The organism is Natrinema versiforme JCM 10478 (assembly GCF_000337195.1).
GTDB lineage: Archaea > Halobacteriota > Halobacteria > Halobacteriales > Natrialbaceae > Natrinema > Natrinema versiforme.
In genome coordinates, this window is the sequence record NZ_AOID01000033.1 from 1 (window position 1) to 15,622 (window position 15,622).

18 protein-coding genes are annotated in these 15,622 nt (G+C 64.9%); 12 read left to right on the forward strand and 6 right to left on the reverse strand.

Translation table 11 applies throughout. From position 1 onward, the window contains the following. On the reverse strand, positions 1-502 hold a 502-nt coding region (locus C489_RS11945), incomplete at its 3' end, for a DUF7139 domain-containing protein (RefSeq protein WP_006431532.1). A 134-nt stretch (positions 503-636) separates the two neighbouring features. On the opposite strand from C489_RS11945, the gene C489_RS11950 reads away from it, so the two are divergent. The 4 genes from C489_RS11950 to C489_RS11965 all read left to right on the forward strand — a co-directional run bounded on the left by C489_RS11950 (position 637) and on the right by C489_RS11965 (position 3,348). Continuing rightward, positions 637-924, forward strand: coding sequence for a DUF5789 family protein (locus C489_RS11950; protein WP_006431533.1), 288 nt, complete (start codon positions 637-639; stop codon positions 922-924). 52 nt (positions 925-976) lie between these two features. After that, complete coding sequence (locus C489_RS11955) at positions 977-1,624, forward strand: CPBP family glutamic-type intramembrane protease (protein ID WP_006431534.1); 648 nt, start codon at positions 977-979, stop codon at positions 1,622-1,624. Positions 1,625-1,687: 63 nt separating this feature from the next. Continuing rightward, a complete protein-coding gene (locus tag C489_RS11960) occupies positions 1,688-2,125 on the forward strand; it encodes a DUF302 domain-containing protein (RefSeq protein WP_006431535.1) in 438 nt (145 codons plus the stop codon). 140 nt (positions 2,126-2,265) lie between these two features. Continuing rightward, positions 2,266-3,348 carry an AI-2E family transporter gene (locus tag C489_RS11965; RefSeq protein ID WP_006431536.1) on the forward strand — a complete coding sequence of 361 codons (1,083 nt, stop codon included), beginning with the start codon at positions 2,266-2,268 and terminating at the stop codon, positions 3,346-3,348. Between the two features lie 24 nt (positions 3,349-3,372). On the opposite strand, the gene arcD is transcribed toward C489_RS11965, so the two are convergent. Both arcD and nreA read right to left on the reverse strand, forming a co-directional pair. Then, positions 3,373-4,809, reverse strand: a complete 1,437-nt coding sequence (gene arcD / locus C489_RS11970) for an arginine/ornithine antiporter ArcD (protein WP_006431537.1) — start codon at positions 4,807-4,809, stop codon at positions 3,373-3,375. A 162-nt stretch (positions 4,810-4,971) separates the two neighbouring features. After that, the gene (nreA, locus tag C489_RS11975; protein ID WP_006431538.1) at positions 4,972-6,273 is read right to left on the reverse strand and encodes a DNA repair protein NreA; all 1,302 of its coding nucleotides are present in this window, start codon (positions 6,271-6,273) and stop codon (positions 4,972-4,974) included. 320 nt (positions 6,274-6,593) lie between these two features. Between nreA and C489_RS11980 the strand changes: the two genes are divergently transcribed. The 3 genes from C489_RS11980 to C489_RS11990 all read left to right on the forward strand — a co-directional run bounded on the left by C489_RS11980 (position 6,594) and on the right by C489_RS11990 (position 8,887). Further along, the gene (locus tag C489_RS11980; protein ID WP_006184530.1) at positions 6,594-6,773 is read left to right on the forward strand and encodes an HVO_2753 family zinc finger protein; all 180 of its coding nucleotides are present in this window, start codon (positions 6,594-6,596) and stop codon (positions 6,771-6,773) included. Between the two features lie 9 nt (positions 6,774-6,782). Then, the gene (locus tag C489_RS11985; protein WP_006431540.1) at positions 6,783-7,049 is read left to right on the forward strand and encodes an elongation factor 1-beta; all 267 of its coding nucleotides are present in this window, start codon (positions 6,783-6,785) and stop codon (positions 7,047-7,049) included. 482 nt (positions 7,050-7,531) lie between these two features. After that, a complete protein-coding gene (locus C489_RS11990; RefSeq protein ID WP_006431542.1) occupies positions 7,532-8,887 on the forward strand; it encodes an IS200/IS605 family transposon protein TnpB in 1,356 nt (451 codons plus the stop codon). Between the two features lie 88 nt (positions 8,888-8,975). Here C489_RS11990 and C489_RS11995 read toward each other — a convergent pair whose 3' ends face one another. The 3 genes from C489_RS11995 to C489_RS12005 form a co-directional block, all read right to left on the reverse strand. Then, positions 8,976-9,404: a hypothetical protein gene (locus C489_RS11995; RefSeq protein ID WP_006431544.1), complete on the reverse strand. Its 429-nt coding sequence runs from the start codon at positions 9,402-9,404 to the stop codon at positions 8,976-8,978. Positions 9,405-9,465: 61 nt separating this feature from the next. Further along, positions 9,466-10,155 (reverse strand): MBL fold metallo-hydrolase, encoded by a 690-nt coding sequence (locus C489_RS12000; protein WP_006431545.1) that lies wholly within the window; start codon positions 10,153-10,155, stop codon positions 9,466-9,468. 82 nt (positions 10,156-10,237) lie between these two features. Then, a complete protein-coding gene (locus C489_RS12005; protein ID WP_006431546.1) occupies positions 10,238-11,404 on the reverse strand; it encodes a cystathionine gamma-synthase in 1,167 nt (388 codons plus the stop codon). Positions 11,405-11,633: 229 nt separating this feature from the next. On the opposite strand from C489_RS12005, the gene C489_RS12010 reads away from it, so the two are divergent. The 5 genes from C489_RS12010 (at position 11,634) to C489_RS12030 (ending at position 15,528) form a co-directional block, all read left to right on the forward strand. Next, positions 11,634-11,942: a 50S ribosomal protein L21e gene (locus C489_RS12010; RefSeq protein ID WP_006431547.1), complete on the forward strand. Its 309-nt coding sequence runs from the start codon at positions 11,634-11,636 to the stop codon at positions 11,940-11,942. 6 nt (positions 11,943-11,948) lie between these two features. Next, the gene (locus C489_RS12015; protein ID WP_006431548.1) at positions 11,949-12,305 is read left to right on the forward strand and encodes an RNA polymerase Rpb4 family protein; all 357 of its coding nucleotides are present in this window, start codon (positions 11,949-11,951) and stop codon (positions 12,303-12,305) included. A 174-nt stretch (positions 12,306-12,479) separates the two neighbouring features. Continuing rightward, positions 12,480-13,937: an APC family permease gene (locus C489_RS12020; protein ID WP_006431549.1), complete on the forward strand. Its 1,458-nt coding sequence runs from the start codon at positions 12,480-12,482 to the stop codon at positions 13,935-13,937. Positions 13,938-13,999: 62 nt separating this feature from the next. Beyond that, a complete protein-coding gene (locus C489_RS12025; RefSeq protein WP_006431550.1) occupies positions 14,000-14,596 on the forward strand; it encodes a DUF655 domain-containing protein in 597 nt (198 codons plus the stop codon). A 92-nt stretch (positions 14,597-14,688) separates the two neighbouring features. Then, on the forward strand, positions 14,689-15,528 hold the full coding sequence (locus tag C489_RS12030) for a 16S ribosomal RNA methyltransferase A (RefSeq protein WP_006431551.1): 840 nt from the start codon (positions 14,689-14,691) through the stop codon (positions 15,526-15,528). Positions 15,529-15,622 lie beyond the last annotated feature (94 nt).

Sequence of the window (15,622 nt, forward strand, 5' to 3'; positions counted from 1 at the left end):
GTATAAGAGACAGCATCTGGAGGGTGCCACCGGGGTCGTTGCGCAGCTTGAAGGTGGCGACGGCGCTGAACAGACACCAGATTGCCGGCAAGAGTCCGAGCAGGTAGATCGCGGAGACCTCGAGCGTGAGTTGGTCGCCGCCGTAGCGCCAGTGTTGGGGGTAGGCGTGCCAGAAGAGCGCGACCCCGAGCAGACAGAGGCTCGCGCTGATCGCGGCCGTCGCTTGGACGCGGCGGCTGGCCGGCAGTACGACGAAGACGCCGACGAGGGCGGTCGGGACGCTGAGCCCGGCCAGCACGCCCGCGGCGCGGACGGTCGCGAACTGGGCGGCCATCTCCCCCGAGAGCGCGACCGCGTACCCGCCGAAGAGATCGGTCGTCGCCACGAGTACGGCCACGACGGCGAGGACTGCGCCGAGTAACACGAGCGCCGTCCCCGCGTACAGTCGGCGACTCGTCACCCCCGGTGCCGTCCCGTCGTAGGCCTCCGTCAGGCTTGTCATAGCCAGTCGTTCGGCGTCCCATCACAAAACGATACGTCAGACACACCTCGGTTGTCGGAGAGGTAACCGGCGCGTGACTCAATGGGACCCGCGGAAACGAAAGCTTGAATCGCCGCCCTCGCAAACGACTCCCTATGAGCGACGAGGACGAGGAAGCCGAGCCGGCAGTCTCGCTCGGAGAGAGAACCCCGGTCGAGGGCGCGCCGCTCGCCCGCGTCAGTTCGCGACTGGCGTGGCCGAAGGAGAAAAGCGAAATCGATCGGCTCGAGGGCGACGCCGTTATTCGAACGCCCGACGGTCCCCGCGAGCTGTCGACCGTCCTCGAGTCGGTCGACGAGACGTACTTCCAGCGCCATCAGGAGTTCGAGGGCCACGTTCGAGACGTGATCGGGACCGGGCCGGTGCCGACCGCAGACGAGTAACACCGTGTCCTCCGAGCCGGGGCAACGCGACGATCACTGGCTCCGTAAGCGCATGCGCCTCTCGTGGATCCAGCGGGCGTTACTGGTCGGTGCCGTGGTGACGGTGCTGTGGATGCGGCTGGTTCCCAGCGATCTCGACCAGCGGGTCGTCGTCGACGCGATCCTCCTGATCGGGGGGCCGCTCGCGCTCGGGCTGGCCCACGGAAACCGCATCGGCTGGCGCATCGATCGGACCGCGGTGCGCAATACGATCCTTCTCGGGCTGTTCGTCGTCCCGTTCTACGTCGTCGGCTCGGCGCTGCCGACGATCCGGGCGTTCTACCCGATCTGGGAGACCTCGGCCGCGCCAGGGTCGTTCGTCCCGCACGCGATCAAACTGTTCGTCCTCGCGCTGGCCGCCGAGACCTACTACCGCGGCTTGCTCTGTGTCGGCGTCAGAGAGCTCGGGTTCGTCGCCGTCTTCATCAGCCCCGTCGTCTACATGCTCCACCACGCCTCGAAGCCGCCTATCGAGTTTCTGCTGTCGGGGCCGACGGATATCCTGTTCGGTGCCGTCGACTACAAATCGAACTCGATCCTCCCGTCGGTCGTCGCCCACGGCGGCGGCCTCGTCCTGCTCGACTGGCTCGTCCTGCACGATCCGCTGTTCGATCCGGCGGTCGTGATTCGGTTCCTCGAGTGGCTGCCGGTCCCGCTGTAGCGGGGACCCGATGGTCGCCGCCCGACGGGACCGATTAAGGGCCGGGACGACGAATCGTCACCTATGGCACTTCCCATCGACCCGACGCAGATCGAGCCGGACGACTACGGCGAACACCGCGCGATACTCGAGATGGACCACGAGGCGGCCATCGAGCACACTCGCGAGGTGTTCACCGAAGCGGGATTCGGCGTCCCGGCCGAGTTCTCGCCCTCGGAACTGCTCAACGAGAAGGTCGACGCGGACCGCGATCCGTACTACGTGCTCGGGGCCTGTAACCCCGAGATGGCGGATCAGGTCTTGGACGTGACCGAACGGATGGGGGCGCTGTTCCCCTGTAACGTCGTCGTCTGGGAGGAGGAACCGGGCCGACAGGTCGTCTACCACGTCTCGATCATGAAGATCGCGCGACTGCTCGGCATCGCTCCCGACGACGAGAACTGGCAGGAGATCGTCGACACGACCAGCGAGATGGTCGACGAGGCCTACGCGAACCTTTAGAACTGGACCACAACTGTCTCGTCTCCTCCTCGCGGAACCGGCGTCCCGAGCGCGACGGTTCCGTCCCGATCGAGTTCTTCTTGCCGAACCGTACAGTCACGAACGCCAATATTTATGTTTTCCGTTCAAGAGATTGAAATATGGACGCCCGAACGGCGTTTTTCGCCCTCCTCGTCGCCGCCCTCTGTGGCCTCGCCGCCCTGCTGGTCCTCCCGCTCGTGGAGTACGTGCTGGCGGCCTGTCTGCTCGCGGTCGTTCTCCGCCCGGCCTACGAGCGACTGGAACCGCGCGTCGGCCCGCGAATCGCCGGCCTCGCGCTCACCGGTGTTGCCGTCGTCGCCGGCGTCGTCCCGTTGGTTCTCGTCTCCTTGGTTGTTCTCCGCACCGCCCTGTCGACCCTCGAGTCGCTCGAGCCGGATCGAATGCTCGACTACGGTCGCGAGGTCGCTCGAGACGACCTCGGACTGGCCGACGAGACGGTCACCACACTCGAGATCGCGGTGCGCTCGGAACTCGAGGGGTCGATCGCGGGTGCAGCGGAGTTAACGCTGGGCCGACTCATCGATATCGTGACGACGGGGATCGACGTGGCGGTCGGACTAGTCGTCCTCGTCTTCCTGTTGTACTACCTGCTGGTCGACGGCGCGGCCTTCGTCGACTGGCTCCGCGAGACTGCGCCGCTCGAGGCGCGCGTGCTCGACGAACTATTCGCGGAAATCGAGGATGTTACGTGGGCAGTCCTCCGCAGTCACGTCCTCGTCGCGATCGTACAGGGACTACTCGGCGGGCTGGGGCTCGCAATCCTCGGCGTGCCGTACGCGACCACGCTGGGGGCGATCCTCGTTCTCGCCTCGTTTCTCCCGACGGTCGGCGTCTGGCTCGTCTGGGGGCCGGTCACAGTTGCCCACGCGGCCTCGAGCGATCCCGTGCACGCTGGCGTCCTCTTGGGCTACGGCGTCGCCGTCCTCGCCGTCACGGACAACTACCTGCGCGCGTCCCTCGTCGACCGCGGCTCGAGTCTGCATCCCGCGACCGCGCTGGTGGGCGTCGTCGGCGGTATCTCCCTCTTCGGTATCGTCGGCGTCTTCGTCGGCCCCGTGATACTCGCGGCGTTCAAAGCCTGCGTGTCCGTCGCCGACCGGCTCGAGCGGGCCGATTCGGCGAACAGCGACTCCGCGACTGGAACCGATCGAGAGCAATCCTTCGTCGAAGCAAAACAGTAGTGTCTGTGACGGCCGGTACGTAGCTCAGTCCGCGGTATGGGCCCGCTCGGCCCGGCTGGTCGTCGGAATCCCGCGACCGGTCAGGGCCATCGCGAACAGCACGAGCGGCGAGAGGAATCCGAACAGGTAGAACGGCGCGTACTCGAGGGTCGGGACGCCGGTCGCCGAGGCCATGAAGACGCCGCCGGCGTGCCACGGCAGGAGCGCGCCGGTGGGGGTCCCGGCGGCCTCGACGGCCCGCGAGAGTTCCTCGCTGTCGAGGCCGAACTCCTCGTAGAGGTTTCGCAGCGTCAGTCCCGGGAGGACGATGCTCATGTACTGCTGGGCGGTGAGCGCGTTGATGAGGATCGCGGAGAGCCCGGTGCCGGCGATCAGGCTGCCGGAACTGCCCACGCCCTGCGAGAGCCGATGGGCGAGGACGGCCAGCACGCCGATGTGCTCGAGGAGGCCGCCGAGGGACAGCGCGGCGACGACGACGGTGATCGTCCACGCGGAGCCGGTGAGGCCACCGGTCGCGAGGAGTTCGTTCACGAGGTCGGTTCCGGTCTCGGGGGCGGTGCCGCTCATGAAGACTTCCCACGCGGCGACGAAGCCGGTGCCCTGGACCAGAATCGTGGTGAAGACGCCGGCGAAAACGCCGGTCACGAGCGTCGGGAGCGCGGGGTAGCCGTAGAGCGCGAGGCCGAAGGTGACCACGAGCGGCAGGAAGGCGAGTACGGAGAGATCGTACGTGCCCGCGAGTGCGGTCTGAATCTCGACGATGCGACCGGCCGGGATCTCGCCGCCGGCCCGCAGGCCGAGCGCGGCGAATCCCAGTACCGAGAGGCCGAACGCGATGGCCGTCCCCGTTCGCATCCGGCGGATGTGGTCGTACAGCGGCGTGTTCGTCACGCCGGCCGCCAGGTTAGTCGTGTCCGACAGGGGGGACTGCTTGTCGCCCGCGTAGGCACCCGAGATGACCGCACCGACGGTCAGCGGCCCGGACACGCCGAGCCCCGCACCGATCCCGACGAACGCGACGCCGAGGGTCCCGACCGTCGTCCACGAGGACCCGATCGAGAACGCGACGATGGCGGCCAAGATCGCGGCGACGGGCAGGAACACCGTCGGGGTTAGCAACTCGAGGCCGTAGTACATCATCGCCGGGATCGTCCCGGCGTCGACCCACGTGGCGATCAGCGCGTAGATCGTAAAGATGATCAACAGCGCCTGTAACCCCATCAGGAGCCCGCTCGAGATTCCGTCGGAGAGTTCGGGCCAACTGTAGCCCAGATAGCGACCGAACGCGCCGACGAAGACGATACTCCAGAGCAGCGGGACGTGCGGATCGAGGCCGAGAACGGCCGATCCGACGCCGAGGAAGGCGACGACCGCGAGCACCGGAACGAGCGCGAGAGCGAACGACGGCCGCCGTTCGGGGTCGAGGTCGTCGACCGTTGTCGGTGTGAAATCGGCTGACATCGGCTGTGGTATGCACTTGGGGAATAAAAATAGAGCGGTTTATTACCCGAAGATATGCTTCGCGATACCAGTGGTCACATTATCGCTGAATGAACAGTCTCTCAGCAGTCGGCTCGCTGGTCCGCACTCGATAGACTGCGGCGAAAATAGCGGGCGACCGGCTTACTCCGAAGTCGAGAACGCGCTCAGGTTGGCCTGCAGTCCGGCCGCGAGTTCCGACTTGCGCCGCAATCGCGCGTAGGACACCGGTAGTCGGGTCGCGACCTCCGAAACCGCCTCGTGGAACGTCTCCGCCTCGCCGTACTCGCCCTCGAAGGCGTTGCGGACGCTCTCGCGGACCTGCCAGACGCCGACAGGTGCCCAGTAGTCGTCGGAGACCTCGCGCAAGACGAGACACTTCGCCTGTCGACCGATCGACTCGAGGTACTCCAAGACGCCCAGTCGGGCGGCGTAGTAGGCCCCCGCGGTTTCCTCGACGTAGCTCGAGCGGCCTTCGTACCCCTCCGAGGCGCTGGCGAGCCAGATGTCGTCGTGTGGGTCGGGGTTCCAGATGCTGCCCGGGGCCTTCATCTCGACGAGTTCGAACTCCCAGTTGCCGGGCGCGAGCACGATCCAGTAGCGGTTGCCGACGTACTCGTTGGCCCAGACCTGCACCTCGTCGATGCTCGGCGCGTTGCGGATGCGCCCGCGCAGGTACTGTCCCACGGTGTCGTCGACGGCCGTGATCGACCACCGCGTGGGGACCAGCCGGCGCTGTTTGGTCTGCCCGAGCGCGCCGGCAGAAAGGATCGAGTTGATCTCGTAGACGTCGAACCCGCGCCGGTAGAGGTAGGTCATCGCGCCCTGGGCCTGCCAGTCGTCGTCCTCGAGGGTCTTCTTGACCGGTTTCGGGACGTAGGGGTTCTCCCGCAGTTCGGCGTTGGTCGCGTTGGCTCGCGGCCCGCGTGGGGTCGCCACGTCGGTACCCGCGTCGAGTCCGAGGTCGGGCTTGTCGTCCAGGCCGATCTCGAGATCGACCGGCCGGTCGGCGATGGCGACCTCCCGTTGGACGCCGACGAAGCCGTCCCAGACATCGTCGACGCTCGGCGTCAGCCGGCTCGCGATGCTCGGGGAGTCGACGTTCGCGCGCTTGCTCGAGTTCAGGAGCCCGGTCCGGCGCTGGAGCACGTCGTCGATGGCGTACCCCTGCTGGTACCAGTCGCCGTCGGTGACGTACTCCGCGGCGTCGCCCTCGTCGCCGACCGGCGAGAGCAGTCCGACGGGAATGTCCGGGTAGTTCGACCGCCCGACGAAGATCGACGGCGAGGTCGACCCGACGAGTGTGTCGCCGCTCAGGGCGTCGTCGAACTTCCGTTCGAACTCCTCGAGATGATCCGTGATCGCGTAGGACTTCTCCTTGGCGAGGCGGCGACGTTCGGCCTCCTCATCGGGCTCTAAGTCCTCGATATAGTCGCCGAGGCGCATTCACTCGAGCTAGGGCGGGGACGGTGTTGAATGTTGAGTTTCGGACGGCCGAGTGCGTTCGGGATCCCGAGCGATCACGCTATCCGTGAGACTCCTCGCCCGGTTTCGGTCGGCAGAAGTGTCAGAGGCAGAGGTCCAGTCGCGTCTGCAACCGAACCTCACTCACTGCTTCGAGCCGGGGTATAAAGTAGTCGCCAGTGCGTTTTCTGGGTCTGAAAACGCGCGGTCGATACGACATCCCCGACCGCACTCGAGGGCGAGCGGCGGCGCGGCAGTCCGCTATCGAGTAGTTTAAAAACGCCGGGCGGGAAAGGACATGTATGAGTACGACCGACGACCGAGAGACGCGTTCCTGCGTCTCCTGTGGGCTCAACATCGCGGGCACCAACGCAGCCGCGTTCAAGTGTCCCGACTGCGGCCAGCAGATCTACCGCTGTGCCAAGTGTCGCAAGCAGAGCAACCTCTACGAGTGCCCCGACTGCGGATTCACCGGCCCATAAGGTTTCACAATGGGAAAAGTTGCTGCCAAAATCAAGGTCATGCCGGACAGCCCCGAAATCGACCTCGACGCGCTCCAGGAGCGCCTCGAGAGCACCCTCCCCGAGGGCGCGAAGATCAACGGCGTCGAACGCGAAGAGGTCGCGTTCGGGCTCGTCGCGCTCTACCCGACCGTGATCGTCCCCGACGGCTCGGGCGGCACGGAAGCCGTCGAGGAGAGCTTCACTGAAGTCGACGGCGTCGAAAGCGTCGGCGTCGAGAACGTCGGCCGCATCTAACGCACGGCGTCCGTTTTCGCCGTTTCGACTCGAATCTCCGTGAGCGATGCGTTTTCCGCTCGAGTACTCGTTCCAACGGCGGAGCCGCCGGTATCGCTCGAAAAGCGTCGTCAACCGGTTCTCGAGCGATCGAAGCGCGCGAGGAGAGTGGGAGATCGGCAGGTCGAGAGCGGAACGCCAGACCGTGCTCTCGCAACCGCGATCGCGGGCGGGCCAGTCCGGCCTACCTAAAACAGCGAGAGAGTCCGCCGTTCACGGAGGGCGTGAATCGCGTCACTCGGCTACGCAGTCCACCGGTTACTCCCCGGCCGGAGTCTCTACGGTGTCGAGTCCAGCGTTCAAGAGTTGTTCGTATGCCTCGGTGAGCGTGATGTCTCGTTCTTCGGCAAAGTCTTTCACACGGCCATGCGTTGCGTGGGAGAGGTCTATATTTGGACGCATAAGACTTAATAGACGTAAGGACGTGTTGAGTGTTACGGCGAATGAAGCGCACCAACGAGTTCGAAGTAGTTCCCCAGTCCGACGCGGACGAGGAGTTGCTTCGGCGTCTGTTGGACGCTTCAGCCGCACTCTGGAACGAGATCAATTATCAGCGCCGAACTAACTTCGAAGACCCAGACGGCGACGTTTGGGAAATCGACGAGTACCGCGGCCGGTACGGCGGGACGCTCGGCGCTTCGACGGTACAACAGATCGAACGCAAGAACCGCGAAGCGTGGCGCTCGTTCTTCGTACTCCGAGAGAAGGGCGAAGCCAACGGCAAGCCCGGCTTCTGGGGCAACCAAGACGACGGCCGCGAACTGCGGACGTACATCCGAAACACGTCGTACTCGGTCGAGTGGGGCGAATACTCCCGACTCGAGGTACTCGTCGGTCAAGATCTGAAAGAGGAGTACGGTCTTGGATACCAAGAACGACTCCGGCTCGAAGTTCGGGGTGAACCGAACTGGGACGAGTACGACAAGCAGGGCCGGTTGGAACTGTATTACGACGACGTGAGCGAGACGTTCAGGGCCTTTCAGCCAGTCACAATCGACAATTCTCGACTGGCACAACCACTGGCGGACGAAACCGCCGCTCTGGACATTGGCGCGAACAACATCGTCGCCTGCACGACCACAACCGGCGAGCAGTACCTGTACGAAGGCCGCGACCTGTTCGAACGGTTCCGCGAAACCACGCAACGAATTGCCGAACTCCAGTCGAAACTCGAGGATGGCCGGTACAGTTCGAAGCGGATCGACTCACTGTACCGTCGTCGAACGCGGTGGCGCGACCACGCGATGGACGCACTCTGTCGCGACTTGATCGAACGGCTGCACGACGAGGGTGTTTCGACGGTGTACGTCGGCGACTTAACCGACGTGCTCGAGACACACTGGTCGGTTCGGACGAACGCCAAACTGCACAACTTCTGGGCGTTCCGGCGGTTCGTCGGACGCCTCGCCGATACCGCCGAGGAGTTCGGAATCACCGTCGAAGTGCGAACAGAAGCGTGGACCTCCCAGACGTGTCCGAACTGCGGTTCGACCGAGAACACGACTCGGCACCGGGACACGCTGACGTGTTCCTGCGGCTTCGAGGGCCACGCGGACCTCGCCGCAAGCGAGACGTTCCTGAGACGTCATCAGAACTCTTCGAGTTCTGATTGGCGAACGAGACACGAAGTGTCTCGTCAGCGGCACGAAGAGATAGCACGGCCGATGGCACGGCCCGTGTGCCTCAAGTGGGACAGCCACGACTGGCTGGAGTCACCACGCTCCCCCCGTCCCAACGAGGAGCACACGAACCCGCAAGTTGCCTCCGTGGTCGTTCGAGACGACGAAGTCGTCTCGTGATGACGAGAGAGCTGGCTCTCTCGAACCAACTCGGTGTAGCCGAGACTCCCAGCGCGAGGAAACCCCGGCGTTCACGCCGGGGAGGATGTCATTGCTCGCGGTTCGCACCGAGGTCGGCCTCTGAGACGATCTCCGCGCCGATGGCCGAGAGGTCGACGGTCACGTCTGCGGTGACGGCTTTGCTGATCTCGTCTAAGTTGCCGGCGAGAACCGTCAGTACGTCGTCAGGGCTGGTGTAGACCAGCATGTTGCCGTCTTTGCCCTCCGCGACGAGCTGTGTATCGTTCAGGACGACCTGATCCTTCTGAATCGTCGCCGAGACGACCGGCAGCGCCGCCGGCTTCCCCGGCTCGTCGTCTCTGACTTTGCGGATGTGGACCTCGTCGAGGTCGATGACTTCCTTGTACTCCCGTATCTGTTCGGCGCAGTCGACCATGTCGTTGAGCAGGGCGGTCCGCTTCTCGTTGCCGTGGTCACCGTCGAGACAGTGCTGACAGACGCGGAGTTCGAGTCGCATTACGTGCCGATTGGGGCTGGATACCGATGAGAATTCCGTTTCTGTCCGTCGCCGCTCGCGCTCAGTCCTCTAGCTGCTCGTGGATCTCTCGAATCCGTTCGGTCCCCCGGTCGACGTATCCGCCGTGATAGCACACAGTATGGTCGATCTCGAGGCCTGCCAGCGTCCCGACGGACTCGATCGCGCGATCCATATCGGGCGTGAAGTGGGGTTTCGGTCCGGCAAGGGGGTCGTCGCCGTCGCCGACCAGTGCGTCGCCGGCCACGAGCAGGTTCCCCGTCGGGAAGTACAACGAGATGTGTCCGGGCGCGTGGCCGGGCGTGGCGACGACCGCCATCGGCCCCGCGAGCGTCGGGAGCCGGACGCCGTCTGCCAGTTCGATGTCGACGTCGACGGGCGGATACCGGTCGCCGTCGTCCGCTCCCTTGATCGGGTCGCGCTCGCCCGACACGTACGGTGCTTCGTCGCGGTGGGTCGCGACGATCGCGTCGACTCGCTCGAGCAGTTCCGCGAGCCCGCCCGCGTGATCCGCGTCGTGGTGGGTCAAGACAACGAGCCAAATGTCCGTGAGTTCGAACCCCATTCCGGCCAGATGGGTCTCGAGTTGGCCGACTGCGCCGGCGGGGCCGGCATCGAGCAACACCAGTCCGCGGTCCGTCTCGACTGCCGTCGGGGTAAACGTGTGTTCGCTGCCGCCGTACTCGAGGGTCAGTGGGAGTGCGTACACGCCGGGATCGTCGCGGTCGGTCATGCGGGCCGATTGGCGGGCCGACCCCAAAGGCGTAGCCCTCGAGTCGGGTGGACCGAGTCGAAAGCAGCCGCCGCCCGACGAGTCAGGAGAGAACGCCGTCGATGGCTCCCTCGAGGTCGGCGATCAGGTCGTCGACGTGTTCGATCCCCACCGAGACGCGGATCAGGCTGTCCGAGAGCCCCGCCTCGATGCGCTCCTCGCGGGGAATCGCGGCGTGGGTCATCGGCGCGGGCTGTTCGATCAGGCTCTCGACGCCGCCGAGGCTCTCTGCGAGGGTGAAGACCTCGGTGTTCGAAACGACCTCGCTGGCCTCTTCTAAGCTCGCGTCGAGTTCGAAACTCAGCATGCCGCCGAAGTCGTCCATCTGCTCGGCGGCGATCTCGTGGCCCGGATGGGACTCGAGGCCGGGGTAGTAGACGCGGTCGACATCGGCGTGGTCGTCGAGGAAGTCGGCGATCGCGCGGGCGTTCTCGCAGTGGCGGTCCATACGGACGGGCAGCGTTTTGGTGCCCCGGAGGACGAGGAAGGACTCGAAGGGGCCGGGCGTCGCACCGACGGAGTTCTGATAGAAGCCGAGTTGTTCGTCTATGTCCTCGTCGTTGGTCAGCAGTGCGCCGCCAACCACGTCGGAGTGGCCGCCGAGGTACTTGGTCAGCGAGTGCGAGACGATGTCCGCACCGAGATCGAGCGGTCGCTGGAGGTACGGCGTCGCGAACGTGTTGTCGATGGCACACAGCGCGTCGTGGTCGTGGGCGATCTCGGCTGCGCCCTCGATATCCACGATCGACATGAGCGGGTTCGTCGGTGTCTCGAGCCACAGCAGCGCCGTCTCCTCCCGGAACGCGGCCTCGATCTCATCGAGATCGGTCATATCGACGAAGGAGAACTCGAGGTCGTAGTCCTCGTAGACCTGCGTGAAGATGCGGTGGGTCCCGCCGTAGACGTCGTTGCCCGTCACCACGTGATCGCCGGCCTCGAGCAGGTTCAGAACGGTATTGATCGAGGCCATCCCGCTGGCGAACGCGCGACCGTAGTCGGCGTTCTCGAGGCTCGCGAGGTTCGCCTCGAGGTCGGTGCGCGTGGGGTTCCCCGTGCGGGAGTACTCGTAGCCGCGGTGGTCGCCCGGCGCGTCCTGCTTGTAGGTGGAGTTGGCGTGAATCGGCGTCATCAGTGCGCCGGTCTCCTCGTCTGGTTCCTGGCCGGCGTGAATCGAGCGGGTCTCGATCCGGCGGTCGTTGTCGTCGTCCATATTGAGATAGGGGATTCGCGGTCGGATCACTGTTGTGGACGATATTAGCGCGACGGATGCGGTCGACCGCAAGCAGTCGTACCGCGCGAGCGGAGCGAGCGCGGCCTTTTTGGTGCAGATTTTTGCTCCGAGTGGTGCGCGAACGAAGTGAGCGCATCCCGAGGAGCAAAAAGGTGCGTGGGAATACGTGTGTTTTATAACCGTCACCGGACAAAGCGGTCGTACGACTATGCCGAAATCTAATGGCCCTCGTCAGGGAACCCGACGAAAGCTCGCGAACGATCCTCGAGACCGCGGCGGTTCGCCGCCACAGCGTGCGATTCAGGAGTACGAGGAGGGTGAGAAAGTCCACCTGAAGATCGACCCAAGCGTTCCAGACGGTCGCTTCCACCCGCGGTTCGACGGACACACCGGCGAAGTCGTCGGGAAACAGGGCAGTGCCTTCAAAGTCGAGATCAACGACGGCGGCAAGGACAAGACCCTGCTCGTGACCGCGGCCCACATGCGCGCACAGAATCAGGACAAGAACCGGATCTAATCAGGGATGACGATCTTCAAAGAGATCGTCGACGAGGAGTTCCTGACGGTCTCGGAGACGAAGGAGCTGCTCGCCGACATCGAAGCCGAACGCGCGATGGACGAGGAGCGCGAGCTGCGCTACGAGCTCGCGCGAGCGATCGAACACGCGAACCGATTTGCGGTCCTCGAGCCCAAGGAGGCCCAAGCGCTGGTCGACGACCTGCAGGACATCGAGAAGGTCGACGAGCCGACGGCCTACAAGATCGCCAATCTCCTGCCACAGGACCGGGACGAACTCCGGTCGGTGTACGCACAGCAGCGGTACTCGCTGTCGGGGGATGAACTCGACGAAATTCTCAACATCGTCGCACAATACGCCTGAACGCGGTCCCTTCGTGGCGTTGCGACGCGGCTTCGTCACTCGCCGCTACGTGAGTAGCAGCGGCGCTCGAGGCCCTGTCCCGGGCCGTTTTCAATGTGTCCGTAACCGCCACTGACTGGCAGGTAGCGGTGCGTTCCTTGTACTGTGGACGAAAGAGCCGTCCGGGATACGGTCGTGGACGCTACCGAGACGGAGACCGAACCGAGTGACATGCAGGGAGGCGACTCGCTAGAACGGGACATCGGGCTCCTCGGGGCCACGGCGATCGGAGCGGGGACGATGATTGCCGGCGGTATCTTCGTCCTCTCGGGGCTCGCCGTCGCCAACGTGGGCGCGGCAGCGATCGTTTCGTTCGCGCTGGCGGCGGTCGTGGCCTCGTTTACCGCACTGACCTACGCCGAGTTCGCGACCATCTATACCGTCGACGGCGGCGGCTACGCTTACGTGGCCGAGGTGTTCGACTCCGACTGGTCGTATCTCGTCGGGTGGCTGCTCATCCTCGGCTATCCCGCGAGCGCGGCCTTCTACCTCGCGAGCTTTGCCGATTGGTTCGCCCGGTTCGTCCGGCCCGCGATCGCACTCCCCGAGGCGCTCCCCTACTGGATTCCCGGGGTCGTCGTCCTCGCGGTGCTGGTCGGGATCAACCTCGCCGGTGCCGAGGAGACGGGTCGATTCCAGATCGTCGTCACGGGGCTCAAAATCGCGCTGATCGGCCTGTTCTTGCTCGGTGGTCTCCGCGCGTTCAGCGCGGAGATCGTCGTATCGTCGCTCGAGACCCACATCACGCAGTTCGGGGACATCGCACTCACCTCGGCGCTCGTGTTCATCACGTTCTTCGGGTTCGAGGCGATCGCCACGAGCGAAGGCGAGATCGACGCGCCCGAGCGGACGGTTCCCCGGGCGATCTTTCTGAGCATCGCTATCGTGTCCGTCCTGTACGGACTGGTCGTCATCGTCGTGGTGCTCGCGATCAACGACGGTGCCTTCCTCTCGTTTCTGGCCGATCGAGGGGGTCTTTCGTCGCCCGATGTCGCGACGACGTTCGTCGCCGAGCACGGCGAAGTCGCGATGGCCCGAGCGGCCCAATACTATCTCGGCGGGACCGGGTTCTACGTCTTCGTCGTCGGTGCGTTACTCTCGATGATCTCGGCCGCCAACGCGACGGTGCTGGCCGGTTCCCGGGTGAAGCTGGCGATGGCCAGACGCGGTCACCTCCCCGAACGGGTCCAGCGAATCGATCCCCAGTCCGGCGTCCCGACGGTCGCGGTTGTGGGTACCGGTGGACTGATCCTCTTTTTCTTCCTGGTTTTCGGCGTCGCCTTCGGGACCTCTCCGGGAACGCCCGGCGGCGATGGGGGTCTGGTGCTCGGATTCGAGTCGCTGGCTCACTTCGCGGACGCCATGCTCCTCGGCGGACTGGTGTTCGTCAACGTCGCGCTGATTCAGTCCCGTCGGAAGGACCCCGATCGCGAGCGGCGATTTCGGGTCCCGGCCGTTCCGTGGATCCCGCTGATCGCGATCGGATCGAACCTCGCGCTCTTGGTGAGCATCGAACTGACGAGCCTCGCTCTCGCCGGGGTGGCCGTCATCGCCGGCGTCGTATTCTGGTTCACCGTCATCGAGGGTGGGTAGCTGACACAGCCTCCTGCAAGCGAGCCGACTCTTTAAGTACGGCGTCGTCGTACTGTAAACCAATGAGCGAAGCTGATCGCGATGAGATGGACGTTCGTCGTGCGGTCGTGTTGGATTATCTCGCACACGGGCTGTCGGACGACGGCCGACCGCAGTACGCGAAGTCGCCGGCAGGCTACGCCGTCGGCATCGAGGACTTTCAGCTCTATCAAGTCGCCTTCGACGAGGACGAACGCCTGACCATCGGGAGCGAGGTCGTCGTCGAACCGCCCGCCGAACGAGACATCGTCACCGAATGTCACCGCGTCGAGTACGAGGATCTCTCCTCGGGTGCGCAGTCGGAACTCGAGTACGTCGTCGCCGACCTCGTCGAGGAGAACGAAGAGCGATTCGTTGACTTCTACAACGATGCCCAGCCGATCACGCTGCGGCTCCACCAGCTGAACCTGCTGCCGGGCATCGGGAAAAAGCTCCGCAACGGCATTCTCGACGAGCGAAAGCGCAAGCCCTTCGAGAGCTTCGAGGAACTGTCCGAGCGCGTGTCCGGCCTCCACGACCCCGACGAGATCCTCGTCGAGCGCATCCTCGAGGAACTCCGCGATGACGATCTCAAGTATCAGACGTTCGTGGGCCGGCGCGAACAGGAACAGAACCAGTAACTGCTTAGCAGGGCTCGAGCGGGCGCTGCCGCCGGGATGGTTCCTGAGCCCGAGACGGTGCGTTTACACCCACCCCAGCCATAGCGCCGGCAATGAGAGACCCAGACGGACTGATCGCCCGGGCGGGCGTCCGTGGCGATCCGGATCGCGACCAGCACTTCCTCGTGGACGATCGCGTCCTCGATCGATTGCCGTCCTACCTTACTGAGAGCGACGCCGACACGAGTCACCTCCTCGAGATCGGCGGCGGAACGGGCGTGCTGACCGATCGGCTACTCGCAGTCGGCGACGAGGTGACGGTGGTCGAACGCGACCGCGAACTCGCCGAATTCCTCCGCGAGGAGTTCGCCGACGAGATCGCTGCCGGGGAGCTGACCGTCGTTCAGGGCGACGCGCTCGAGGTCGATCTCCCCGAGTTCACCGCGTCGGTCTCGAATCTGCCCTACGGCGTCTCGAGCGAGATTGCCTTTCGGCTCTTTCCCGAGAAGAAGCCGCTCGTCTTGATGTTTCAACAGGAGTTCGCCGAGCGGATGGTCGCCGAGCCGAACACCGCGGAGTACGGTCGGCTCTCGGTCTCGAGCCAGCACTACGCGGACATCGAACTCGTCGAGTCAATTCCGAAGGAGGCGTTCTCGCCGCCGCCCGCGGTCCAGAGCGCGGTGGTTCGCGCGATCCCGCGCGAGCCCGACTACGAGATCGACGACGAGGACTTCTTCCTGCGGTTCGTCAAGGCCCTGTTCACGCAGCGCCGGAAGACGATTCGGAACGCGATTCGGAACACGGGCCACATCTCCGGGCTCGCTGAACCGGAGGCGGTCGTCGAGGCGGCCGACGAGGACGTGCTCCGAAAGCGGGCCGGCGCGATGGCACCGGCCGAGTTCGCCGCGCTCGCCCAACTCGCGAGGGACGTGGGTGAGCCGATCGACGACTGATCTCGATCCCCGGCTCGAGGGGGTCGTTCGGCTCGGGTCGCAGTTGAGCGACCGGAGCAGTCCGACCAACGGATACTCAAAGCTACGCGACCGA

Coding starts and splice junctions, on each gene's coding strand:
- C489_RS11950 (WP_006431533.1), top strand. CDS start 637: ATGAGCGACGAGGACGAGGAAGCCGAGCCGGCAGTCTCGCTCGGAGAG.
- C489_RS11955 (WP_006431534.1), top strand. CDS start 977: ATGCGCCTCTCGTGGATCCAGCGGGCGTTACTGGTCGGTGCCGTGGTG.
- C489_RS11960 (WP_006431535.1), top strand. CDS start 1,688: ATGGCACTTCCCATCGACCCGACGCAGATCGAGCCGGACGACTACGGC.
- C489_RS11965 (WP_006431536.1), top strand. CDS start 2,266: ATGGACGCCCGAACGGCGTTTTTCGCCCTCCTCGTCGCCGCCCTCTGT.
- arcD (WP_006431537.1), bottom strand. CDS start 4,809: ATGTCAGCCGATTTCACACCGACAACGGTCGACGACCTCGACCCCGAA.
- nreA (WP_006431538.1), bottom strand. CDS start 6,273: ATGCGCCTCGGCGACTATATCGAGGACTTAGAGCCCGATGAGGAGGCC.
- C489_RS11980 (WP_006184530.1), top strand. CDS start 6,594: ATGAGTACGACCGACGACCGAGAGACGCGTTCCTGCGTCTCCTGTGGG.
- C489_RS11985 (WP_006431540.1), top strand. CDS start 6,783: ATGGGAAAAGTTGCTGCCAAAATCAAGGTCATGCCGGACAGCCCCGAA.
- C489_RS11990 (WP_006431542.1), top strand. CDS start 7,532: ATGAAGCGCACCAACGAGTTCGAAGTAGTTCCCCAGTCCGACGCGGAC.
- C489_RS11995 (WP_006431544.1), bottom strand. CDS start 9,404: ATGCGACTCGAACTCCGCGTCTGTCAGCACTGTCTCGACGGTGACCAC.
- C489_RS12000 (WP_006431545.1), bottom strand. CDS start 10,155: ATGACCGACCGCGACGATCCCGGCGTGTACGCACTCCCACTGACCCTC.
- C489_RS12005 (WP_006431546.1), bottom strand. CDS start 11,404: ATGGACGACGACAACGACCGCCGGATCGAGACCCGCTCGATTCACGCC.
- C489_RS12010 (WP_006431547.1), top strand. CDS start 11,634: ATGCCGAAATCTAATGGCCCTCGTCAGGGAACCCGACGAAAGCTCGCG.
- C489_RS12015 (WP_006431548.1), top strand. CDS start 11,949: ATGACGATCTTCAAAGAGATCGTCGACGAGGAGTTCCTGACGGTCTCG.
- C489_RS12025 (WP_006431550.1), top strand. CDS start 14,000: ATGAGCGAAGCTGATCGCGATGAGATGGACGTTCGTCGTGCGGTCGTG.
- C489_RS12030 (WP_006431551.1), top strand. CDS start 14,689: ATGAGAGACCCAGACGGACTGATCGCCCGGGCGGGCGTCCGTGGCGAT.